Source organism: Yersinia hibernica (assembly GCF_004124235.1).
Classification (GTDB): domain Bacteria; phylum Pseudomonadota; class Gammaproteobacteria; order Enterobacterales; family Enterobacteriaceae; genus Yersinia; species Yersinia hibernica.
This window is the reverse complement of sequence record NZ_CP032487.1, coordinates 2312898-2336725: the sequence shown is the minus strand read 5'-3', so window position 1 is coordinate 2336725 and position 23828 is coordinate 2312898. Positions and strand designations below refer to the sequence as shown.

Sequence of the window (23828 nt, the reverse complement as noted above, 5' to 3'; positions counted from 1 at the left end):
CAATTTCAGCTTTTCGCTCAAAGCTGACTCTCAACACCTGAAGGAGACCTTTAGGTGCTTGTTTTAGTATACATGACACTCATTCCTTCTGGTGAAAATCGGAATCCGATTGCGTTGGGTAATTACATCCTGGGATCGGGCTAGCACTACAGCCCCCTAAGGGTGTTGTTTGCAACGGTTCATGTTTGTCAGAGTAACTATATTCCTGAATGTTTTGCTCCGAATTTACGGATTGTTTTGTAGCGAAGGGCTGTTCTGTCGGTGTGCTTTGGAAAGCGTATACCTGAGTAGCACAGAGCCACAGTAAGGGCAGTAGGGTGCAGCGGGTGAGTTCATTCATATATTCTCCAGTCAGAAGTTACGCTAATTATATGATATGTCCGATTGACTCAATAAAGCTTTAACGAAGAACGGTAAATATAAGGCTAGGGGTCAAGTATTCAATGTGTTGATCATGCGGTAGAATCACTCTTTTTGAAGTGTGCATCTGATGGCTAAAGTTGACGTAAAATGCCCGTTTTGTGAGCAAATCGAATCTGTTAAAAAGCATGGCCTGGGTAAGGCCAAACTTCAGCGCTATCGGTGCCAGTCGTGCTGCCGTACTTTCCAGCTCGATTATGCTTATCGCGCCTGCCAACCCGGCATGAAATCACAAATTGTCGACCTTGCAATGAACAATGCCGGTATTCGAGACACTGCCCGAGCTTTACATATCAGCATTAATGCCGTTGTGCGCACACTAAAAAACTCTCGCCGAGAGTTGTAACCACGCTTCCTCTGGATAACCTGCAAATTCAGCTTATCTGTGAAGTTGATGAAATGTGGTCGTTTGTTGGCAATAAAAAGCGTCAGCGTTGGCTGTGGTATGCATGGGAGCCTCGTCTCAAACGTATTGTTGCTCATGCTTTTGGGCGCAGGAGCAAAATGACGCAGTGCAAATTACTGGGTTTACTGTCGGGCTTCAGAGTCGCCTTCTGGTGTACAGACAACTTCAGTGCTTATGAGATGTTACCGGCTACAAAAGACATCACAGGTAAGCTTTACACCCAGCGGATTGAACGCGAAAACCTGAATCTTCGTAACCGGTTAAAACGACTGAATCGCAAAACGCCTGGGTACTCAAAATCGGCAGAAATGCATGACAAGATAATCGGCACGTTCATTGAGCGTGAGCATTACCTGCAATGACCCTATCTACACATTGAATACGTGACCCAGGATTCTCGGTTATATGCAATCTACGGTTGCCAAGGATTATTGCCGTAATGATGGTAGGGGCAGGGCTATCAGTAGCAGGCGTGACGTATCAAGCGGTGTTGCGAAATGCACTGGCTAGCCCGGATGTGCTCGGTACATCTTCCGCCGCGAGACTGTAATTAAAATTGTGTAATTGCCTGTTTTTGATATGTTCACTCCAACAACGGAGACAGGCAAATTATGGACGAGAAGAAACTTAAAGCTCTCGCTGCAGAACTGGCTAAAGGCCTCAAAACCGAGGCCGATCTCAATGCGTTTTCCCGTATGCTGACGAAGCTTACCGTCGAAACAGCGCTCAATGCAGAGCTGACTGAACACCTCGGACACGAGAAAAATGCCCCAAAAACCGGTTCAAATACCCGCAACGGCTATTCATCCAAAACGCTGCTGTGCGACGATGGCGAGATTGAACTGAGCACGCCTCGTGACCGTGAAAATACCTTCGAGCCACAGCTTATCAAGAAAAATCAGACGCGTATCACGCAGATGGACAGCCAGATTTTGTCCCTGTACGCCAAAGGCATGACAACCCGTGAAATCGTCGCCACATTCAAGGAAATGTACGATGCGGACGTGTCACCCACGCTGATATCTAAAGTCACCGATGCGGTTAAAGAACAGGTTGCTGAATGGCAAAGTCGGCCTCTGGATGCGCTGTATCCCATTGTTTATCTTGACTGTATCGTGGTGAAAGTTCGTCAAAGTGGTAGCGTGATAAACAAAGCGGTGTTCCTCGCTCTCGGCATTAATACTGAAGGTCAGAAAGAACTTCTGGGCATGTGGCTGGCTGAAAACGAAGGGGCGAAGTTCTGGCTCAGTGTGCTGACGGAGCTTAAAAACCGGGGCCTTCAGGATATTCTGATTGCCTGTGTGGACGGCCTGAAAGGCTTCCCGGATGCGATAAACAGCGTGTATCCACAGACGCATATCCAGCTTTGCATCATTCACATGGTGCGCAACAGCCTGAAATACGTGTCGTGGAAGGACTACAAAGCCGTCACCAGCGGACTGAAAACGGTGTATCAGGCTCCGACAGAAGCGGCGGCACTGATGGCGCTGGATAACTTCGCGGCAACCTGGGACGATAAATACCCGCAAATCAGCAAAAGCTGGCGTGCGCACTGGGGAAATCTCAATACGTTCTTTGGCTACCCGCCCGACATCCGCAAAGCCATCTACACCACTAATGCTATCGAATCGCTGAACAGCGTGATCCGTGCAGCTATCAAAAAGCGCAAAGTGTTCCCGACAGACGACTCAGTGAGAAAGGTTATTTATCTGGCGATCAAGGATGCTTCAAAAAAATGGAGTATGCCGATCCAGAACTGGCGGCTGGCGATGAGTCGTTTTATTATCGAGTTCGGTGACCGCCTGAGCGATCACCTTTAATATGGTGGCAGTTACACAGAATTATTTACAGGGTCTCCGCCCGCAGCGTTCGGCGCAGCACTTGGGATACTGCTAGGTTTTCCACTACAAATCAGCGCTTTTTCCTCTTTCTTCTTTGGCATTGTCAGCCTTTTATGCGTGATGGGACTTTGCCATTTCAAGAAAAACAATGGGGAGCTCACGACTATCCTGTCGGGCATCATAGTGGCTTCGGTGTTTATGTCTTTTGTATCAATCATTAAATATGTTGCCGATCCACAGGACGAACTCCCGGCTATCGTCTTCTGGCTTATGGGGAGTTTCGCTTCTTTGGTCAAAGAGCAGGTTTACGGACTTATCCCGCTATACATCATTTGTTATCTGGTTATCTACAAACTTCGATGGAAAATCAATGTGTTGTCTTTGGGAAATGATGAGGCCAAAATTGCTGGAATGAACCCACAATTGTTGAATGCAGTTTTGCTAATCACAGCCTCAATCTTGGTGGCAGCATCAGTCACCATCGCTGGCGTGGTGGGCTGGGTTGGTCTGGTTATCCCGCATCTGGTTAGAACGCTGGTCGGGTACAACCATAGCAAGCTGATCCCGGCTTCGGCTGTATGTGGTGCGTTGTTTTTATTGGTCATCGACAACATTGCCAGGACCCTGACTTACGCAGAGATCCCCATTGGAATACTTACTGCTCTAGTTGGTGCGCCTTTATTTGCTGTACTGTTCATCATGAGTAACCGATATGATAGAAGTGAATAATCTGACGTTCGCGTTCAAAAAGAGTAAAACTGCCTTTAACAATATCAGCTTCTCCATTGATGAAGGTGAGGTACTGTGCGTATTAGGACCGAATGGTGTTGGCAAAACAACATTGCTTAAAACGGTTACCGGTCTGTATCAACCGGTTAGTGGTTCATGTCATATTGGCCGAGTGGGAAACCGGAAAGCTCGTATGGCGTATGTCCCGCAGGCCAAACGTGTTCACTTTTCTTACAATGTACTCGATTTCATCTCCTTTGGGTGCCCATTACGGGGCGGAATGCTGGCATCTCCTGGGGCGAGGGATATCGAAAAAGCGGCGCAAATATTGTCGGAACTTGGTGCATTATATCTTGCAACCAAAGACGTTAACCAGATCAGTGGTGGTGAGCTACAGATGTGTTACATCGCGAAGGCGCTGGTATCAGAGCCGGACATCCTTGTGCTTGATGAACCTGAATCAAATCTTGATTTTAATAACCAGTCTCTCATTATCAATTGGTTGCACACGTTGTCGCGGGAGAAAAATGTTACTATTATCCTGAATACGCACTTCATCAATCATGCAAATAACATTGCAGATAAATGTTTGCTAATGGGCAAAGATAGTTACTGTTTTGGAACTACACAGAGTGTCTTACAAGAATCTCTCCTCGCCGATTATTTCCACGTCCCCGTTAAACGTTGTCATTTTGAACACAACGGAATACAGAAAGAATCATTTATTGTTGCATTGTGAAAGGTGCCAATATCTCGGTGAGAACGAGAAATGGGCGATTATGATTTAAGCCCTGTCGGACTGTACGAAGCTACTGGCATTAAAAATTATAATATGTCGTTCTGATTGAATAACCCGCATGCGCCAAGTGAATCTACGACGCAGCGTTTTTCCGTTTTGCTGGAGAAAGCAAAAAAGCCACATCAGTCTGCACTGATACGGCTTTGATTTATCAGGACTATTAAATCACTAGCCAGCTAGAAGCGTCGTTTTTCCTCTCCCCAGTATGTAGGGCGGTACATAGGATTTGCGGCAAGTATCCAGATAATCCGACCACCACTGCATCATTGCCTTTCTGGCTTCCAGATGCTCTGCCCTGTGAATATATGCTTGGCGCACGGAGTTACGTTCCTGGTGGCTCATTTGCCGTTCAACAGCATCCTGTGACCATATACTGGACTCCATAAGGGCGCTGCATGCCATTGTCCTGAAACCGTGACCACAGATTTCCATTTTCGTGTCCCAGCCCATCAGGCGTAGCGCCTTGTTCACCGTATTTTCACACATGGGTTTATACGCATTATGGTCCCTGGGGAACACGAGTGCATTATCTCCTGAGATATCCTGAATCTTTTTCAGGATCGCGATCGACTGTTGTGAGAGGGGTACGATATGAGGCCTGCGCATTTTGGCACCGCGACCAGAGTAACGCACTCCTTCAATAGCTTCGCGCGTGGGGGGTATTGTCCAGACCTGGTTTCCGAAATCAATTTCATGCCAGCGGGAAAAACGCAATTCACTCGAGCGAATGAATAGATGCAGTGTTAGCAGGATGGCAAGGCGGGTGAGTTCACGACACTGCTGAAAACTCTCAATGCTCTCAAGCAGTTCAGGAAGGCGCTCCAGCGGTAGAGCGGGGTAGTGACGTTTTACTGGTGGAGCCGTCACCCCGTCCAAGTTTGCTGCCGGATTAAAATCGATTAATCCATGATGCACGGCGTAGCGCATGATATTCCGGAGGTGCTGGCGTGTACGGGATGCAACCTCCAATAGACCCTTTTCCTCAATTCCTTTTAATAAAGTGATGAAGTGTCGGGGTTTCAGTTCTGAAACTGACATGGTGCCGATGACCGGAAAGATATGGTTATTCATGCTGGCGAGCAGACGGTCGGCGGTGTTCTGTGACCATTGTTTATTGCTCTTATGCCACGCCAGCGCCACGTTTTTAAACACTTTCGCCGGTATGCGTGAACTCCGCTCAGTTGCTCGCTGCTCTGCTGGATTGATGTTCAGTACTAGCATTTTGCGAATACCTTCACGTTGACTACGGGCGTCTGAGAGGGAAATAACTGGGTAGGCACCGAGTGCAATGCGGGATTCTTTACCCTTAATACGGTACTTGAGATACCAGTGACGTGAACCGCTTGGTTTGACCAAGAGATACAGACCGTGGGAATCGGAAACTTTAAAGGGTCTATCAGATGGTTTGAGACTGCGAATTTTGGTGTCGGTAAGAGACATATGGGGTCACTCCATAATAGAACCAACCGGACCCCAGATTTGACCACCAATTTTTCCCGATGCGGAGGATAAAATCAAAATGCATCAGGATAAGTTTTCACGCTAAGCTGTTGTATTAAAACCATACAGGCATTAATGAAGCTGCACGAAAACAAGAATTTGGCTCCTCTGACTGGACTCGAACCAGTGACATACGGATTAACAGTCCGCCGTTCTACCGACTGAACTACAGAGGAATCGTGTGAACGGGGCGCATGATATCTAGCATGCCCGATACTGTCAACGCTAAATTGGTACATTTTGGGCGACTGCTCAGCATCTGAGCAAAGGCGGCGTTTATAATGGCAAAATAAGATGAACTTGCCATTTTTATTCTTCCTTTAGTCCTTTTATTCCTTGGAATAAAGCCACTAACCATTTAGGGGATGTGAACCCTCGGCGTTCTGATTATTATTTTCCCAACGTTTTAGCCTGGCCAATGGGTCTTGGCGATAAAAAGCGCAGAAATGTTGATAAACCGCCGGAAAACGATTTTCCAACAGTTCAGGTGCGCTGAAAAAATATTCTGATAACACCGCAAAACATTCTGCGGGGTCACTGGCGGCATATGCATCCATGCTGGCGGCGTCAATACCCACCATATCTATCTCATCTTGAATGTTATCCATTGCTTGATGCAGGTCATACTCCCATGCCGCAACATCGCGCATAGCAATCGGTGGCACACCGTTTGAATTGCCGCCGTTACGCATATCCAGCTTATGAGCAGCCTCATGGATAACAAGATTAAAGCCTGATAAATCAAAGGAATCCTGAATATCTTGCCAATTTAAAACAATGGGCCCCTGCTCCCAACTCTGGCCGGATTGCACAGTTTGACCTGAGTGAACCAGGCCAGCATCATCTTGCCAGTCGTCGTCAACCACAAAAGGAGATGGATAAATAAGCACTTCATGAAAACCATCTAACCACTTCGCACCCAACTCCATCACCGGCAAGGCAAATAATAGTGTTAGGCGAGCCTGCATCAACGGCGTTAGTACCAATCCTTGCAGTGGCACCAGGCGTTTTTGTTGCAACAAATGGCTAGCGACAGAAACCAGCCGCTGCTGTTCCTCCTCATTTAAAGGTGCCAATAGGGGAATATTCAGCGCTTCACGCCACTGTGCAAGCATCTTCGCTTGCGGTTGATTTGCTTTCCACAGCCACTTAATCATCAGGTTGCTCACAAAGTGATAATTCGAACGTCTAAAGCAGGGAAGTGTTGTTGTAAACATGCCGTAAAAGCGGGCACGAACGCAACCGTTTCATGAAGAGATAGCCAAGCACTTGAAAGGGTCGCCTCGAATGCCGGTGAGGAGATCCACTTTCTGCGGAGCAGGACACCTTATGCTCGTTAATTATTCAAGCACTTATAGAAAAAAAATTCAGCGATCCCTATCACAGTAAGTTGGCTAAGCAAGGCAATAAATAATCCCCCAGCTTGTTGATTGCTTGTTGATATTTAGACCTATAGTTAATGAGAGGCTCACATTGTTCGTCTTAATACAGGAGAAAACTATTCGTGGCTTAACCTGTTCAATTGCCATACTGGCAGTAATTATTATGTCGTCGAGTGCTATTTATGCGGCGATGGTCACATATGAAAATAAGACCAACATGAATCCACTGCAATAATCAATATCCGCTCAGATGACCCCATCAAACTTGCCCAATACCACTTTGAGCACATAAAATCCTACCAGGTTAGAGTGCGCTCGCAGTCAGTTCAAGGCGATTTAACCGTGATCCGCTACAGCCACTTTCGCAGTCTGCTACGGCTGAACAGATTTTGGCGGCCTAATAAAAAGAGAACTGTCAGGGTTAACAGAAAATATAATCTTTGCCACAGGAAAGGGGATTTTAATGGCTAAGTATTAGTGCCTTATTTAGCTGTTATTTCTGGGGTTCTAATGGGGGAAGTATAAATACTCGGCAGAATGGTTAATCCAATTATTTGATTTCATTTACATTCCGATATTATGTTCGATTTTATCTTCGATATATTCTTTGGTTTTTTGCATGATTAAACACAGATAAAGGGCATTTATTCATTAAAATCACGCCATAAGTAACGGGTGTGTAAGACCTTTCCTACGCTAAGTCAGCTTGCAGTCTTATATACAAGGAATGTCCTAAAAGGTTTAATGTCAGCATAAATTTTGAATTCATATTTTTATCTAATTCAACTCAATAATAAATGAATTCAATTCCCAGGCATTAGGCCTAAAAATAAATTTTGAGTGTCGCAACGCGATAAACATTATCCCAGGACTATTTAAATGAAAAAGCAACTGATTGGCCTCACGGTATTATCTTCTCTGGTTCTGGGCATCACTGCCGCCCAAGCTGCTACACCTACTGCAGAATTAAAAGTTATCGGTACTTTGACGGTACCAAGCTGCACAGTTGCCTCTCCGGATGAGGGAGTTTATGACTTTGGTAAAATGTCTTCCTCTTTGGTTAAATCAGGTACTGCAACGACTCCGCTGACAGCAATGACGAAAACCTGGACAGTCAGTTGTGATGCAGAAACTTACCTGAACTTCAAGCCTATTGATAACCGCGCGGCATCTGTCAGCGTGGCAGGGGCAACTAACTTCGGTATGGGCAACGTGAATGGTACCGGTAAAATCGGCTATTACACCGCACAGATAAAGAACGGCACAGTGGATAATAAATCCTCTAGCGTGTTCACTTCCGCGAGTTCAACCTTTACGCTGACATCAACTGCGGCGCTGACAACCGGCATGCTAACTGGCTGGTCATCTGCTGCGAATACTCAGAGCACCGGTAAAGTGTTCAGTGCTGATATTACAGTTAGCCCAGTTTTGGCTGGCACCACGACGATGGGCGGCCCAATTACTGAAGATGCAGAAATCGACGGTTCAATGACCATGAACTTTGCATTCGGCATCTAATACTCTGCGCGTCACGCTATAAATAAGGGCAGATTCGTATTTCTGCCCTTCATTTTGCCTGAAGTCATATTTTTGATAAACGTTGATGATAATAATACCTCTGAGTGATTCTCATTTTATGAAAACGCATATTTTCAAATTAACTATTTTGACCTCACTAATTCTCTCTATCGGGGTAGAGGCAGCACCGCCTTCCGCGGAGTTAAAAGTTAAAGGGAAAATAGGTGTTCCTAGCTGTACGGTGCTAGCACCAGATGGTGGTATTTACGATTTAGGCAAGATTTCAGCGACCAACATCAAACCAGGAACCGCCACAACAGCATTACCCACAGTGACCAAAACTTGGACTATCAATTGTGATGCAGTAACGTATTTAAGTTACACCAGCATTGATAACCGCTTAGCATCTGCCAGTGATACTTCAACAACCCGAAACCATGGGCTGGGTAATATTAATGGAGCGGGTAAAATTGGTTTTTATACTGCGACATTAAGTAATCCGCGTGTTGATGGTAATGTCACTTCAATGTACTACAGATTAAGTACTGGGGCTGCAACAGCAGGTGCCAGTTTATATTTGGTCGATAGTTATTATTATGGTTTTTCTAACGCCTCTGCTGTCGCCACGGCGGGTAAATCGTTTAGTACAGATATTACTATTGCACCAATATTGGCGGGAACCACGACCATGAATGGCCCGGTTACTGAAAACGCAAATATCGATGGTTCAGTAACGATGAACTTCTCATTTGGTATTTAATTGTTATGAAAAACTTGATGATGAAGTTTGCCATATTATCTTCTTTATTATTGGGTGTTGCTGTTCATGCCGCAACACCTACTGCTCAATTGAAGGTTAAAGGCAAGATTGGAATCCCAACCTGCACTGTCAATGCACCTGATGGTGGTGTTTATAATATTGGTGAGATCTCATCAAGTAAGGTAAAAACCGGTACAGCAGTAACCGAATTGTCTGCGATTAAGAAAACCTGGACAGTGACTTGTGATAGCCTAACTTACCTGAGCTTGACTGCGACAGATAACCGCAGAGCTTCTGTCAGCGATACCACGGGTATTCACAATTTCGGTTTGGGTTTTGTCAATGGCAGCGGAAAATTGGGTTTCTATAAAACGACGATGAACAATGCTGCCGTCGATGGAGTGAGCAGTTTACTGTATTTCATCGATGCAAATAACGTCTTACAAGGTGGGCATACTCTGGAGACATTAACCAATAACTTCCGCTTTGGCTGGTCTGAAAATACTACCACGGCGAAAGCCGGTAAAGTATTCAGTGCTGATTTTACGGTAATTCCGACATTGGCAGGTTCAACCACTATGGGGGGAGCTATCACTGAAAATATCAATATTGATGGTTCTACCACCATGAGTTTTTCTTTTGCTATTTAGTTGATAAGAATCCTATGCACAAGGCTATCTTTAATAGTCTTGTGCACGCTCTTAATATTATCTCTAACTTATCCATTTCCCTTACTTTAGAACACTATAATTCTTGCGCATCGCGCTCTATTTTGCTTATAACATTCCTTTTATCTCTTTCCCTGTAATGACACAGTGCTGAATTCAGCAGCTTAGTTAAAAACTGTGCCTTGCGATGTTGAGTTACTATCGGACAAAGCAGCAATAATGCCAATTCATCAGTAAATGAGTTTTCGTATTCAGCCAAATTCTGCGCCATAGATTGAAACTCCAGACAAGAACGGGTTGTATCTACCTCAGGCTATCACGTAATTATTAACCAACCAGCTGGCACAATTTCTGAAGGTACAGCAATCGACGGCTCAATGAACATAAATTTCGCTTAGATATCTAATCAATATAAGTCCGGTGCGATATTGTATATCAATGCCTTCTCTGTCCGCCTTGATCAACGCTTTTTGCTAACTATTTTTTCTCACCGAGAAAACTTCCTAGTCTGATTATTTGTAGCTAAAATGAGTTTAGCGACCTTAATGTTAAGTTTTTTCGCCTACTATTGACCTGTTTCCATTAGTGAAGTGAAGCTATAAAAACGGGAAACAGCCAGTTTATCGTTACCACCTCCCAGTACACCTACATGTGTAGGGTGCCGCTTTCAAAAAAATAATCTCTGTCTTATATCTAGTTTAATAACTTATCGCTATTATTATTCCTCGAAATACGAGTGAGGAAATATCTTATGAGTGAAAGTCTTCCACTACCATCTATTACATGGTCTTAGTGGAAAGCTTAAATGTCTCTATCTGCGACTCATTAGCCAATGGGTAAGATACGCAGCTGTAATATAGGCAGTGCGCTATATGTAGATAAAATATATTACCATTCTCTTTAAGTTTACACTTGGCTGATTTATATAGCTGTTAATTTTATATGTGCATGTTTTGTTCTGCAAGAATTTAACTATGGTTAAATAGGTGAGCCTATGAAAGATATTATTATATTTAGTCAATACGACTTGCTTCGTTTTTATTTAAATAATTTAATCAATAAGTTGATTATTGATAAAGATCTTAAAGATGTTATCAATGTCACTGTTTGCTCAAGCTTTAGTGATTTAGAATTGCATGTAATAAAAACAAAGAAAGCCTTTATTATTATCGACACAGATGATATTTCTAAACCTGAACTTTTCAGAGTCTCACATTTTATTCATGCAGTGAACAGCAGGATCTGTCTTTTTACAAAAGAACACGAGTTTTCACAAGGTTATACCGGCCTAATGCTGGATTTCTCATCATCTTTACTGAGTAAGACCGCATCTCAAAGCCATATTGAGAATTCGATATATAAATTTATATTTAACGATGACGCCACTTATCAGCAAGGAAGCAAGGTAAATGCGAAACGGATATTAACTACTCGAGAAGCTGAAGTGTGTGAACTAATTTTATCTGGCATGACTAATTATGATATAGCAAAGAAGCTTGCTATTAGCCATAAGACAGTGTCAGCACACAAAAAGAGTATCCATACTAAGTATGAAGCAAAAAATCTGATTGATTTATATCAAAGATTAAAATAACCAATTTGTTTTAACCATAAATCATTAGCTGGCATAACAGGTTGTAGTATTGTTATAGCGATAAACAGTCCCTTTATAATGGGTTTTCGAGGTTATTAGAACGCAGGTTTACGGAATGTGCATTAGTAGAGTAGGCATATTTCTCTACAACTAACATCTAAACACTGAGACGAAATAGCGCCGTGAGTAGCTATTAATCTATATATTTCGAACATCGGCTCAGTTCATTGAGTTTATCCCCGTAACTTATCCTTTACTTATTAGAAAGACCATTAAACCCATAAGGTTATTAGGGTTTAACTTCTGCCAGCCTGATACTTTATAGGTATTCACTTATTCTATTGAAAAATAAAATACATACTATTATCTCACTTGGACAGTTGTCGCTATCTAATATTTTTGGGTTGCCAGCATAAATCTGTCGTTACAGTCAGTGATGAAATTTCCTACAAAGAATCAGGAGAAGGCCAATATTATATGACAGGGGCTTCTTTTAGAATATAACCCAGTAAGAAATGGTGTGCGAATTAAATCTTTTGGCACCTACAACCTTATGTAGTGTTCATTACTGCCTGGGTATCGAATAACAAAGTATCGGTCGCCTGGGTTTTATATTGTTAAATGTGATTATTTTCATCTCTTTAACTGTATACCTATATTTATTGGATTATTGACATGAAAAAGCGACTGATTGGCCTCACGGTATTATCTTCTCTGGTTCTGGGCATCACTGCCGCCCAAGCTGCTACACCCACTGCAGAATTAAAAGTTATCGGTACTTTGACGGTACCAAGCTGCACGGTTGCCTCTCCGGATGAGGGAGTTTATGACTTTGGTAAAATGTCTTCCTCTTTGGTTAAATCAGGTACTGCAACGACTCCACTGACAGCAATGACGAAAACCTGGACAGTCAGTTGTGATGCGGAAACTTACCTGAACTTCACGCCTATTGATAACCGCGCGGCATCTGTCAGCGTGGCAGGGGCAACTAACTTCGGTATGGGCAACGTGAATGGTACCGGTAAAATCGGCTATTACACCGCACAGATAAAGAACGGCACAGTGGATAATAAATCCTCTAGCGTGTTCACTTCCGCGAGTTCAACCTTTACGCTGACATCAACTGCGGCGCTGACAACCGGCATGCGAACTGGCTGGTCATCTGCTGCGAATACCCAGAGCACCGGTAAAGTGTTCAGTGCTGATATTACAGTTAGCCCAGTTTTGGCTGGCACCACGACGATGGGCGGCCCAATTACTGAAGATGCAGAAATCGACGGTTCAATGACCATGAACTTCGCATTCGGCATCTAATCGATGCCAATTCGGTACAATATTATAAAAAGGGCTGAGATATTCAGCCCTTTTTTAGTTGTCTACCAGCCGAGACAAGCGGCTATTATGAGTTTTAATTTTTTTTAAATATATCGACTACAACTTTACTTGAATCGAATATTACTTAACTATCACAGCTGAAGATCGGTATATCAGCCAAAGCTGATTGCTACAGTTACAAGAATCTTATTTTTTTAAGAAAATTCTTATAAATCAATTGTGTATCTTGCGCTTCTACTTGCTTTTCCTGTTGGTCTTGCGCGCCACAAGTGATACCTTTCTAGCATCATTTTGGGTGGAATCACGTAAATAACACCCTATCTGGCAACGGCTGACTTTTTCAGGGTCAATACACAGGTGTATTTATGACGCTTTATGATATTAAACCACGATTTCAGGCGCTGCTGCGCCCATGTTTGGTTTGGTTATATCAGCGAGGAGTGACCGCGAATCAAGTTACTTTGTTTACTTTGGTCGCTTCATTAGTCGTCGGCTCTGCATTGGCATTATATCCCACGCCAATGATGTTTCTGCTGCTCCCGGTATTCCTGTTTTTCCGAATGGCGCTGAATGCTATTGACGGCATGCTGGCTCGGGAGTTCAACCAGCAGTCGCGCTTAGGGGCATTACTTAATGAGATTGGCGATGTGGTGTCGGATATTGCGCTTTACTTGCCATTTGCGTTGCTTCCCTATGCGCATTCTGAGTGGGTGATATTAGCGATGTTTTTAGCCTTACTGACTGAATTTTGTGGTGTTATGGCGCAAACATTGGGCCGATCACGAGGATATCAGGGGCCATTAGGGAAAAGTGACCGAGCGCTGTTATTTGGCACTTATGGGCTGGCGGTTGCGGTGTGGCCAACGGCCTTGGTTTATTCGGGGTGGCTGTTCGGTTTTGCCTGCCTATTATTATTGTGGACATGCATTAATCGCTGCCGAGCGGCATTAAGGTCAGAGGCATAATATGAACTCACTCTTGGCTATCAGTTTGGCAGTTATTTTTGCTCTATTAGTGATCGCCAGCATCATTATTATCGTTTTAATCCGGCGATATCCGGAAAGGAATTGGTTGGAATTACGCCAGCGTATTACCAGTTGGTGGCTGATTATTATGGTCTTCACCGTGGCGATGGTGAGCCCAAAATGGCTGTCATTGGTTATTTTCGGTTTTATCAGTTTTCTGGCATTAAAAGAATTTTTAACACTCATTTCCACTCGTCGCTCTGACAATATTCCTTTGCTGTGGATGTATCTGGCTATTCCTATTCACTATCTGTGGATTGGCATAGGCTGGTACGGCATGTTCGTTATTTTCATCCCAATTTATGCATTTCTATTCTTGCCAGTGCGGATGGTACTGATTGGTGATACCAACGGTTTCTTGCATGCAGCATCGAATATGCATTGGGGCTTGATGACCACGGTATTTGCCCTCAGCCATGTGGCCTTTTTGATGGTGTTACCCGGTGGTATTGGTGGGCAGGGGGCGCTGCTGGTGGTGTTCTTAGTGGCGCTGACGGAACTGAATGATATAGCGCAATACTTATGGGGAAAATCATTAGGTCGAATCAAAGTGACTCCGACAGTCAGCCCCAATAAAACCTTAGCGGGTTTACTGGGAGGGGTGGCAACGACTATGGTTTTAGCGGGTATTTTGGGGCCGATATTAACACCAATGAACTTCACTTTTTCACTGCTTGCAGGATTACTGATCGGGTTGACTGGTTTCTGTGGCGATGTGGTGATGTCGGCGGTTAAACGTGATCTGGGGGTGAAAGATTCAGGTAAATTATTGCCCGGCCACGGCGGTATTCTTGACCGCTTGGACTCCCTCATTTATACCGCGCCGCTGTTCTTTCATTTTATTCGCTATTTTTATTATTAAGGGCTGGCCGTGAACCGACTATTGCGCTGGATATTTACGTTGTGTGTGGTGTATCCGGTAGTTTTGGTATGGCTGGGGGTTTCTGTCTGGCAGCGAAAACAGTTACCCCTCAAAGGGCCGGCCATTGTGGTGGCAAATCATAATAGCCATTTGGATATATTGACGCTGTTTACTTTATTCCCGCTTTCAACATTGTCACAAGTTCACCCAGTGGCTGCAGCTGACTACTTTTTACGTCATCGCGCCATCGCCTGGTTTGCCATTAAGGTGATTGGCATTATTCCGGTTGTGCGCGGTGGAGCAGGTAAGGGCAGTGACCCGTTGGCGGGGTGTATTGAGGCGTTATCAAATAATAAAATTGTTATCTTATTCCCCGAGGGGACGCGCGGGGAACCGGAAAAATTCTCCGAATTTAAATCGGGTCTGTGGTATCTGAGCCGACAGTTTCCGAGCACGCCAATAACCCCGGTATATATGCACGGTTTAGGGCGGGCTATGGGCAAAGGCCAGCGTATTCCGGTGCCCTTCTTTATTGATATTTATGTTGATAAACCTTTCTATTTTCATGATGACAAACAGATATTCCGAACTGAATTACAACAACGGTTTATCACTTTGCAACAGCTCGCTACAAGGAAAATGCCGTGACTCAAGGAAACCGTGTTGCTCAGGAACTGACATTTATCACCAGCGACAATACTTCATTATTCTATCGCTGCTGGCCCGCCCAGCATGGCCCGGCAAAACGAGTGATAGTGTTGTTTCATCGTGGTCATGAGCATTCGGGGCGTTTGCAGCATATTGTTGATGAGTTGATGCTGCCGGATGTCACGTTTTATGCTTGGGATGCCCGCGGTCATGGTCAGTCACCGGGACCGCGGGGTTATAGCCCAAGTTTGGCGCGTTCGGTGCAAGATGTTGATGAGTTTGTCCATTTTACTAGTGTGGATAGCCAGGTGCCGATGCAGGATATTATGGTCATCGCTCAAAGTGTTGGGGCGGTGCTGGTTGCTACCTGGGTACATGATTATGCCCCCAAAATTCGCGGCATGATTTTGGCATCACCGGCGTTTAAAGTGAAGTTGTATGTGCCGTTTGCTCGCCCAGGATTGATGCTAATGCAGCGGTTGCGTGGGCTATTTTACGTTAAATCTTATGTCAAAGGTAAGTTCCTGACTCATGACACATCGCGGGTTGCCAGTTTCGATAATGACCCACTGGTGAGCCGCCCGATTGCGGCCAATATCTTGCTGGATCTTTATCGGACTGCCGAGCGGATCGTGCAAGATGCTGCGGCTATTACGTTGCCGACACAATTACTGATTTCCGGCGATGATTTTGTTGTGCATCGTGCGCCACAGCAGAAATTCTATCAACGGCTCAGCAGCCCAGTGAAAGAGCAGCATGTTTTGCCCGGCTTCTATCATGACACCTTGGGTGAGAAAGACCGCCAACTGGCTTTTGATAAGATGCGAGTTTTTATTGAGCGGCTGTATACCGAGCAATTACCCACCCACAATTACGGCTATGAGGACTGCTGGAGTGCCAGTGCCGATTGCTATCGTGCGCTGCAAGTGCCGCTGAAACCCTATTCGGCTGAAGGTTTGTACTATCGAGCATTGCGGTACGGTATGAAGACGCTGGGCCGCAGCGCCACTGGCGTGCGATTAGGGTTAGAAACCGGTTTTGACTCGGGCAGTACCCTCGATTACGTCTATCGCAATCAGCCGGAGGGCAATAACAAACTGGGGCGCTATATCGACCAGCAATATCTCAATAGTATTGGTTGGCGCGGGATCCGTGTGCGCAAGGTGCATTTGCAGCAAACCATCCAAATGGCGCTGCAGCAGTTACGCGATAAAAACATGCCACTGCGCATTGTGGATATCGCGGCAGGCCACGGCCGCTATGTCTTGGATGCGCTAACCGACCAGCATGATGTTGAGCAAATTCTACTGCGTGATTACAACGAGCTGAATGTCGAAAAAGGGCAAACCATGATTGCAGAGCGCAATCTGGTGCCAACCGCGCGTTTCGAAAAAGGCGATGCGTTTGACCGGGACTCGCTGGCGAATCTTGCCCCAACCCCCACACTGGCTATTGTTTCCGGGTTATATGAGCTATTTCCTCAAAATGACCCGGTGCAGGCATCATTGGCGGGGCTGGCCGCGGCTATCCCCGAGGGGGGAATATTGGTTTACACCGGCCAACCTTGGCACCCACAATTAAACATGATTGCCCGGGCATTAACCAGCCATCAAGCCGGGCAACCGTGGGTCATGCGGGTGCGCAGCCAGGGGGAAATGGATGCTTTGGTTGAACAGGCCGGTTTTGATAAATGCCATCAATTGATTGATGAGTGGGGGATTTTCACCGTATCGTTGGCGGTGCGTCGTGCTGATAATTGAGCGAGAGAATAGGGGAACTCGCCAGCAAATCTGGCGGCGTGCTGTGTTGTGGCTGTTGTTACTGGCCCCACTGTTTTTTATCAGCTATGGCCAGACTAATCACTTCACTGCTAGCCGTGTGGGGGTGGGTAGTGTGGTGTATGGCTGGGAGCAGCACATTCCTTTTCTGCCGTGGACGATTGTGCTCTACTGGAGTATTGACCTACTTTATGGTTTGTCGTTATTTATCTGTACTTCGTTGCGCGAACAAACCCGTCATGCATTTCGCTTGATTATGGCATCACTGGTGGCATGTCTTGGTTTTCTATTATTCCCACTCAAATTCAGTTTTGTTCGCCCGCTAACTGATGGGCCCTTTGGCTGGCTATTTCAGCAACTTGAACTGTTTGATTTACCTTATAATCAGGCCCCGTCACTGCATATTATGCTGGCTTGGTTACTGTGGCTGCGTTTTTGGCCACATTGCCAAGGAATATTGCGTTGGCTAATGACTGGCTGGTTTTTATTAATCGCAGTATCAGTTCTGACCACTTGGCAACATCATGTGATTGATATCGCTACGGGTTTGGCGGCGGGCGTTATTGTCAGCTACCTTATCCCCATCAATAGCAGCTGGCATTGGCAGCGGCCTAATCGCTCATCCTTGAAGTTGGCATTTTGGTACGGCGGCGGGGCTTTACTGCTGGGTGGGGGAGCGTGGTGGCTCGGAGGGGGCGGCTATGTATTAGGATGGCCTGCAATTGCTCTGCTCGCGGTGGCCGCGGGTTATAGTGGCTGGGGCACTAGTGTGTTCCAAAAAGAGCCAGATGGCCGAATGTCGCTCTCAGCGCGGTTGCTATTATGGCCTTATCGGTGCGGAGCCTGGCTGTCAATGTATGGATTTACCCGCCAATTACCTCAGGAAATATCTGTGGCTGATGGCATTTTTATCGGCAGTTACCCGCGATCACCGCTATCCCAAGCTAGCGTATTGGATGTGACGGCAGAATTTAGCCGCAACCGCTATAGTCACCATAAACCCTATCTCTGCTGCCCATTGATGGATTTGCTGGTGCCGAGTCAACAACAATTGGCGCTGGCGGTGGCTATGCTTAATCAACTGCATCAGCAACAGGGGACGGTTTTCGTTCATTGTGCGTTGGGAATGTCACGTAGCGCGGTGGTGATTGCGGCGTGGTTACTTGACCAAGAGCGCGTTGCGACACCACAAGCGGCGGCCGAATTATTACGCCAAGTTCGCCCGCAAGTAATATTGCAGCCCAAGCATTTACAGGCACTTGCACAAAGGCAAAGAGGGAAAAACTATGCTCAATAACCCGGTCGCCGGGCAGGTTCTGACGATTCATCTTGCCAGTTGGCGTTATCTGGCGGCGTTGACCTTGCCACCGATAGTGTTTGCATTATGGGGGGCTGATAGTCTCGTTGCTGGCTTGCTATTATTGCTGGCGGGGGTGACCCATTATTATTGCTGGCGCTTATGGTTGGATGAGCGGTTATTCGCATTGCTCTATACCCACGAAGTACAAGCAGTGGATTTTGAGGCGGCATTAGCGCAGTTGTGGGGGAACAAAACGCCGACTGGGCACACTCTCCATTCGCGCTGGCAGGGGGCGGCTAAACTATTGCGTCGCGCAATGATCAGCAGTTTATTATCATGGCTGCTGCTGGTGTTTGCACCATTGATTGATTTGATAGTTATGGGTTGAGGGGCCTTTGTGCCAAGTCTCATGAAACGGCACTGTATCAGTGCCGTTTTAATCAATCGGGACCTGAAGGGCTAGCTATCTTTTTTCTTGCCAAAAATCTTCAGTAAGGCGCCAATGGCACAACCAATCACTACACCCAAAATAACCCATTCAGTAAATGACATATTCAGACCCTTTTATTTATTTGGCCTGATTATATAAATTATTCTCTAGTTGTCCATGTCTGGCCGACTGTGCATTGATAACATTCCAACGATCACAACTTCGCCAGCATCTCTCGCGTCACCAGCACAATACCACTGTCCGAACGATAAAAACGGCGCGCATCTTCATCCGCATTTTCCCCAATGACCATTCCCTCTGGGATAGTACTGGCGCGATCGATTACACAGCGATGTAAGCGGCAGGAGCGGCCCACATTGACGTCGGGTAGTAATACGCAAGAGTCGATATTGCAGAATGAATTGATTCGCACTCGAGAAAACAGCACTGAGTTGACCACCACGGAGCCCGAGATAAAACAGCCACCGGAAACCAAGGTATTCATGGTCATGCCATGACTGCCGGAGCGATCCTGAACAAATTTAGCGGGAGGCAATGGCTCGGCATAAGTGCGTATTGGCCAATGTGAGTCATACATATCCAGCTCTGGGGTAATAGCCGCTTGGTCAAGGTTTGCTTGCCAATAGGCATCCAATGTTCCGACATCACGCCAATAATCAGGGGCATCTGGCGAGGTGGAAACACAGGATAATGAGAACGGATGTGCCCAAACATGGCCCTGTTCAGTGATTTTCGGCAGAATATCTTTACCAAAATCATGGCTGCTGTTTTCGTCTGCATGGTCGCTCTCAAGTAGACCAAACAGGAATTCCGCATTAAACACATAAATCCCCATACTGGCCAGACTGCTATCTGGTTTGCCGGGCAGTGTGGGTGGGGATTCAGGTTTCTCCCAAAACATCTTTACTTGCAGCTCTTCGGAGACTTCCATCACACCGAAGGCGGTCGCTTCCTTTTTGGGCACTTCAATACAAGCCACAGTACAGGCCGCGCCACTTTCAACGTGATCCAGCAGCATGCGCGAGTAGTCCATCTTATAAATATGGTCTCCCGCCAGAATCACTACATATTCAGCACGATAGCGCCGAATAATATCCAGATTTTGGAAAACGGCATCGGCAGTGCCGGTATACCAATGTTCCATCCCCTGGCGCTGTTGTGCTGGCAATAAATCGACAAACTCATTCATCTCTTCACTGAGAAATGACCAGCCGTGTTGTATATGCTGAACCAAAGTATGGGATTGATACTGAGTTATCACGCCGATACGGCGAATACCTGAATTCAAACAATTTGAGAGTGCGAAGTCGATAATGCGGTATTTGCCGCCAAAGTGCACAGCGGGTTTTGCTCGGACAGACGTAAGATCTTTAAGGCGAGAGCCGCGGCCACCTGCAAGAATCAGGGCTACAGCTTTATTGGGAAGTTGCCTGGCCGACATAACTCTGTCGATATCGCCTGTTTTCCGCATGTCAGACTCCTTATAATTTGTATGTATAGCCGCCGGATTATGGGCTATATCCATCAACCCTAATGCGCTAAGTATTGTCCGGATAATGACCGGAACGATAGAGCGGTTTTATCCCTCCTTTAAGTATTGATATTGTCTATAACATAATCGGTTAATTATCGTTCTAACAATGAGAAGCGAATCAAGTTTAGCGCGTTCAGCATTAACATTTTTGCGGCACAAATCTTATGTGCGGGGGATATTGGCAGTTTTTCCATATTGTGGGGGCCGTGATCGTCGCCCATACTCTGTAGGGCAAAAATATTCGTAGTTTTAATCAGGATATAACATGATGACAGTAGCAAAAAAATGCTTGCGCCTATGCGCCCTCACCTTGGTTCTGAGCAGTTTTACGGCTAGCGCTGCACCGGTTGCGGCATTACCTGACGGTTACACCTTGGAGCGAGTGGTTATTTTGAGCCGTCATGGTGTTCGTTCCCCGACGAAACAAACGCAGCTAATGAACGATGTCACTCCCGACAAATGGCCGCAATGGCCAGTAAAAGCTGGATATTTAACCCCCCGAGGTGCCGAATTGGTGACGCTAATGGGCGGATTTTATGGTGATTATTTCCGTCACCATGGGTTGCTATCAGCGGGGTGTCCGCTAGATGGAAGCATCTATGCGCAGGCTGATATTGACCAACGAACCCGCTTAACGGGGCAGGCTTTCTTGGATGGGGTCGCACCGGGTTGTGGCCTGAAAGTACATTATCAGGCTAATTTGAAAAAAATTGACCCATTATTTCATCCTGTTGAAGCGGGAGTGTGTAAATTGGATTCGGCATCAACCCAGCAGGCGGTTGAAGAAAGATTCGGTGGGCCATTGAGTGGGCTGAGCCAGCGCTATGCCAAACCCTTTGCGCTGATGGGGGAGGTGCTAAACTTCGCGGCATCCCCGTACTGTCAGTCTCTGCAACAGCAAGGAAAAGTTTGTGACTTTGCCACTTTTGCGGCAAATGAAATTAAAGTCAGTGAAGGGGGGAAAAAGGTTGCACTGAGTGGACCACTGGCACTCTCATCAACATTAGGTGAAATTTTCCTACTACAGCACTCGCAAGCTATGCCTGATGTTGCCTGGCATCGCCTTAGTGGTGAAAATAACTGGGTCTCATTATTGTCGCTGCATAATGCACAGTTTGATTTGATGGCGAAAACTCCTTACATTGCCCGTCATAAAGGAACGCCATTATTACAACAGATTGACACGGCATTAGTATTACAACGTGATGCTAAAGGGCAAACATTGCCACTATCCCCACAAACTAAATTATTGTTCCTTGCCGGGCATGATACCAATATTGCTAATATTGCTGGGATGTTAGGTGCGAATTGGCAATTGCCGCAGCAGCCTGATAATACCCCGCCTGGTGGGGGGCTGGTATTCGAGTTATGGCTGAACCCGAATAGCCAGCAGCGCTTTGTTGCAGTGAAAATGTTCTATCAGACAATGGATCAACTGCGAAATGCCGAGAAGTTAGATCTAAAAAATAATCCGGCAAAAATGATCCCAATTGCTATTGAAGGTTGTGAAAATGAGGGGAATAACAAACTTTGTCGGCTTGAGACATTCCACAAGAAAGTCACTCAAGTGATAGCGCCGGCCTGCCATATTTAAATGGAGGCCATCCGGCGTTGATTAATATCTACCGGTTGGCATTAACCCGAGTTTAATAATAGTCAGTGTAATATAAATAAAAAAACCGAGGCGGCCTATTTGAAACAGGCAAGCCCCGGAAAATAAGTGGCTATCTTGACAAGATAATATTTCGCTCAGCGGAGTGACTACAATTTAAATTCGTTACCCTAGTCTGACCAAATCAAAAGGCACATAGCGCTCACCGGTATGCTGTAACTCGACAACCGGCTTCCGCTCTGCTTGTACCGGGGCCAGACCTTCAGTGTGAATCGCTTTGGCTACGTCAATCTCCCCAGTCTGCGCGACCATCACACGTTTGCCTGGGATAATTTGGTTTCTATTTCTATCATAGACCTTAACCATATTAACCTCCAATAGTTATCTGATAGGTTTCAACCACTGTCGGATACCAAATTCATACTTAAAATCAAACTAATATCTAAGAGATAAACTTATCGCTAACACAAAGATGAATGGCATAAATAATGCCACACATAGGCTACGTCGATGAGGTCAATTTCCTCGCCTCAGGCTAAACTATTATCGAGTTGGCTTACATCGTGTAAAAATGATATTTATTTTTTTATCGAGGATCAAGTCAAGAAAGTATTTTTTTTTGGTTGTTCACTGGCAAGATATATCATGCCAGTGTGCAAAGTGGGGGCAAATAAAAAATCCGCGTGGTCAGCGGATTTTCTGTTGTCAGCCATAGTCAGCGAGTCATACGCTATATCAGCGCTTTTTTCGTTAGCGACTCCAATATTTTTAGCGGGGATTGCTGAGGGTTCTTCATTCCGTCAACGGGGAGCAGGAAAGTTTGCTCCAACATGAATTGACCCCCCATTGCCGCGTGGGGGGGTTGATCTGAAAAACAGATCCAACTGCTACCCGCTGGGAAGTCAATCGCTTGTTGCACGCCATTTTTTTGATAATCAATATCTGACTTCATTTTGTCATGTAGTTGAAGCATCAAATGATCGTAATGGCTACGGCGGCGCTTAGTTATCCCAACTTTATGCTGCAACCAACTGCTAATCGGGGAGTAGCTATCAAGCTGTGGTAAATAGCGGCGGGCCAATTGTGTAAAATCTTCCCCTACACGCCATGAACGAGGCTCATTATGAGGGTTGATATTAGTAAAGATGCGGATGATTCTCTCACCATAATTAGGCCGGGAAGGGAAAGCATCGACATGCAAACGGCTATCATCCTTACGCCAGGAGGTTTTGTCGCGCCAGGCGGTAACGGGGTGCAAGCGTAGGCTATTGGTCGGGCTGTGCAGTGCCGTAGTATATTCTGGCAATAATTGGCTCACCAGACTGAGGCAACTCTGATAGTAGCGCTCAAGTAGCTGGCGAGTTAATGCTGCTTTGCTTGCATCAGTGACACCCGTTAGTGCGCCGTCAAGTGGCTTGAAGCTGATATTTTTGCGTTTAATATCAACCAGATCAGGGTCAAGCAACTGTTGTTCCTGTTCACTTAGTTCAAACGCCAAATAAGGCAGGAAAAGCACTTTACCCTGCTCCAGAGCTTCAATGGCACTGGAGCCTTGCGTGTGGCTTTGCCCCCAATCGGTATAAGGGAGCGTAAGAATCGATGGATCTGACGCGCGGTTTCGATTATTACTCATCAACTATTCGCTTCTGTATATATATTATGTAAA

22 protein-coding genes, 1 tRNA gene and 1 pseudogene are annotated in these 23828 nt (G+C 45.7%); 17 read left to right on the top strand and 7 right to left on the bottom strand.

Annotated features, from left to right (window positions below; translation table 11 throughout):
* The first annotated feature begins 490 nt into the window (after window positions 1-490).
* From D5F51_RS11050 to D5F51_RS11025, 5 genes and pseudogenes are all read left to right on the top strand, one after another.
* Window positions 491-1188 (top strand): IS1 family transposase gene (locus D5F51_RS11050; protein ID WP_129196731.1). Its coding sequence is split into 2 segments (ribosomal slippage): window positions 491-740 and window positions 740-1188, totalling 699 coding nucleotides; the frame shifts between segments, so codons are not numbered across the junction.
* A 17-nt stretch (window positions 1189-1205) separates the two neighbouring features.
* Window positions 1206-1376 (top strand): iron chelate uptake ABC transporter family permease subunit, encoded by a 171-nt coding sequence (locus D5F51_RS11045; RefSeq protein ID WP_315851188.1) that lies wholly within the window; start codon window positions 1206-1208, stop codon window positions 1374-1376.
* Between the two features lie 61 nt (window positions 1377-1437).
* Window positions 1438-2646, top strand: a complete 1209-nt coding sequence (locus D5F51_RS11040; protein ID WP_129195537.1) for an IS256 family transposase — start codon at window positions 1438-1440, stop codon at window positions 2644-2646.
* A 51-nt stretch (window positions 2647-2697) separates the two neighbouring features.
* A pseudogene (locus D5F51_RS11030) lies at window positions 2698-3396 on the top strand (FecCD family ABC transporter permease); the annotation flags it as partial.
* On the top strand, window positions 3380-4135 hold the full coding sequence (locus D5F51_RS11025) for an ABC transporter ATP-binding protein (RefSeq protein WP_129196729.1): 756 nt from the start codon (window positions 3380-3382) through the stop codon (window positions 4133-4135). The pseudogene D5F51_RS11030 and the gene D5F51_RS11025, both read left to right, overlap by 17 nt.
* A 228-nt stretch (window positions 4136-4363) precedes the next feature.
* Here D5F51_RS11025 and D5F51_RS11020 read toward each other — a convergent pair whose 3' ends face one another.
* The 3 genes from D5F51_RS11020 to mtfA all read right to left on the bottom strand — a co-directional run bounded on the left by D5F51_RS11020 (window position 4364) and on the right by mtfA (window position 6852).
* Complete coding sequence (locus D5F51_RS11020; RefSeq protein ID WP_129196727.1) at window positions 4364-5635, bottom strand: tyrosine-type recombinase/integrase; 1272 nt, start codon at window positions 5633-5635, stop codon at window positions 4364-4366.
* 160 nt (window positions 5636-5795) lie between these two features.
* Window positions 5796-5871: transfer RNA gene (locus D5F51_RS11015), tRNA-Asn, on the bottom strand.
* Between the two features lie 174 nt (window positions 5872-6045).
* A complete protein-coding gene (gene mtfA, locus D5F51_RS11010) occupies window positions 6046-6852 on the bottom strand; it encodes a DgsA anti-repressor MtfA (RefSeq protein ID WP_087769472.1) in 807 nt (268 codons plus the stop codon).
* A gap of 1104 nt (window positions 6853-7956) precedes the next feature.
* Here mtfA and D5F51_RS11005 point away from each other — a divergent pair.
* The 3 genes from D5F51_RS11005 (at window position 7957) to D5F51_RS10995 (ending at window position 10005) form a co-directional block, all read left to right on the top strand.
* On the top strand, window positions 7957-8595 hold the full coding sequence (locus tag D5F51_RS11005; RefSeq protein ID WP_129196725.1) for a DUF1120 domain-containing protein: 639 nt from the start codon (window positions 7957-7959) through the stop codon (window positions 8593-8595).
* 118 nt (window positions 8596-8713) lie between these two features.
* Window positions 8714-9355: a DUF1120 domain-containing protein gene (locus D5F51_RS11000; protein ID WP_129196723.1), complete on the top strand. Its 642-nt coding sequence runs from the start codon at window positions 8714-8716 to the stop codon at window positions 9353-9355.
* 17 nt (window positions 9356-9372) lie between these two features.
* The gene (locus D5F51_RS10995) at window positions 9373-10005 is read left to right on the top strand and encodes a DUF1120 domain-containing protein (RefSeq protein WP_391592403.1); all 633 of its coding nucleotides are present in this window, start codon (window positions 9373-9375) and stop codon (window positions 10003-10005) included.
* Window positions 10006-10099: 94 nt separating this feature from the next.
* On the opposite strand, the gene D5F51_RS10990 is transcribed toward D5F51_RS10995, so the two are convergent.
* The gene (locus tag D5F51_RS10990) at window positions 10100-10294 is read right to left on the bottom strand and encodes a hypothetical protein (protein WP_129196719.1); all 195 of its coding nucleotides are present in this window, start codon (window positions 10292-10294) and stop codon (window positions 10100-10102) included.
* Between the two features lie 723 nt (window positions 10295-11017).
* Between D5F51_RS10990 and D5F51_RS10985 the strand changes: the two genes are divergently transcribed.
* The 8 genes from D5F51_RS10985 to D5F51_RS10950 all read left to right on the top strand — a co-directional run bounded on the left by D5F51_RS10985 (window position 11018) and on the right by D5F51_RS10950 (window position 18953).
* Window positions 11018-11617, top strand: coding sequence for a response regulator transcription factor (locus D5F51_RS10985; protein WP_129196717.1), 600 nt, complete (start codon window positions 11018-11020; stop codon window positions 11615-11617).
* A 675-nt stretch (window positions 11618-12292) separates the two neighbouring features.
* Complete coding sequence (locus D5F51_RS10980) at window positions 12293-12931, top strand: DUF1120 domain-containing protein (protein WP_129196715.1); 639 nt, start codon at window positions 12293-12295, stop codon at window positions 12929-12931.
* 386 nt (window positions 12932-13317) lie between these two features.
* Window positions 13318-13917: a CDP-alcohol phosphatidyltransferase family protein gene (locus D5F51_RS10975; protein WP_129196713.1), complete on the top strand. Its 600-nt coding sequence runs from the start codon at window positions 13318-13320 to the stop codon at window positions 13915-13917.
* 1 nt (window position 13918) lies between these two features.
* Window positions 13919-14839, top strand: coding sequence for a phosphatidate cytidylyltransferase (locus tag D5F51_RS10970; RefSeq protein ID WP_129196711.1), 921 nt, complete (start codon window positions 13919-13921; stop codon window positions 14837-14839).
* Between the two features lie 9 nt (window positions 14840-14848).
* Entirely contained in the window at window positions 14849-15487 is a 639-nt protein-coding gene (locus D5F51_RS10965) for a lysophospholipid acyltransferase family protein (RefSeq protein ID WP_129196709.1), read from the top strand.
* Complete coding sequence (locus D5F51_RS10960) at window positions 15484-17247, top strand: bifunctional alpha/beta hydrolase/class I SAM-dependent methyltransferase (RefSeq protein WP_129196707.1); 1764 nt, start codon at window positions 15484-15486, stop codon at window positions 17245-17247. Before D5F51_RS10965 ends, D5F51_RS10960 begins: the two co-directional genes overlap by 4 nt.
* Complete coding sequence (locus D5F51_RS10955; protein ID WP_245994940.1) at window positions 17240-18562, top strand: phosphatase PAP2/dual specificity phosphatase family protein; 1323 nt, start codon at window positions 17240-17242, stop codon at window positions 18560-18562. Before D5F51_RS10960 ends, D5F51_RS10955 begins: the two co-directional genes overlap by 8 nt.
* Complete coding sequence (locus tag D5F51_RS10950; protein WP_129196703.1) at window positions 18552-18953, top strand: hypothetical protein; 402 nt, start codon at window positions 18552-18554, stop codon at window positions 18951-18953. Before D5F51_RS10955 ends, D5F51_RS10950 begins: the two co-directional genes overlap by 11 nt.
* A gap of 256 nt (window positions 18954-19209) precedes the next feature.
* On the opposite strand, the gene glgC is transcribed toward D5F51_RS10950, so the two are convergent.
* Complete coding sequence (glgC, locus tag D5F51_RS10945; RefSeq protein ID WP_025377877.1) at window positions 19210-20487, bottom strand: glucose-1-phosphate adenylyltransferase; 1278 nt, start codon at window positions 20485-20487, stop codon at window positions 19210-19212.
* Between the two features lie 331 nt (window positions 20488-20818).
* Between glgC and D5F51_RS10940 the strand changes: the two genes are divergently transcribed.
* Window positions 20819-22144, top strand: coding sequence for an AppA family phytase/histidine-type acid phosphatase (locus D5F51_RS10940; protein WP_129199315.1), 1326 nt, complete (start codon window positions 20819-20821; stop codon window positions 22142-22144).
* Between the two features lie 183 nt (window positions 22145-22327).
* Here D5F51_RS10940 and ydfZ read toward each other — a convergent pair whose 3' ends face one another.
* Window positions 22328-22528 (bottom strand): putative selenium delivery protein YdfZ, encoded by a 201-nt coding sequence (ydfZ, locus tag D5F51_RS10935; protein WP_162301723.1) that lies wholly within the window; start codon window positions 22526-22528, stop codon window positions 22328-22330.
* Window positions 22529-22892: 364 nt separating this feature from the next.
* On the bottom strand, window positions 22893-23795 hold the full coding sequence (kdoO, locus tag D5F51_RS10930; protein WP_162301722.1) for a Kdo hydroxylase KdoO: 903 nt from the start codon (window positions 23793-23795) through the stop codon (window positions 22893-22895).
* Window positions 23796-23828 lie beyond the last annotated feature (33 nt).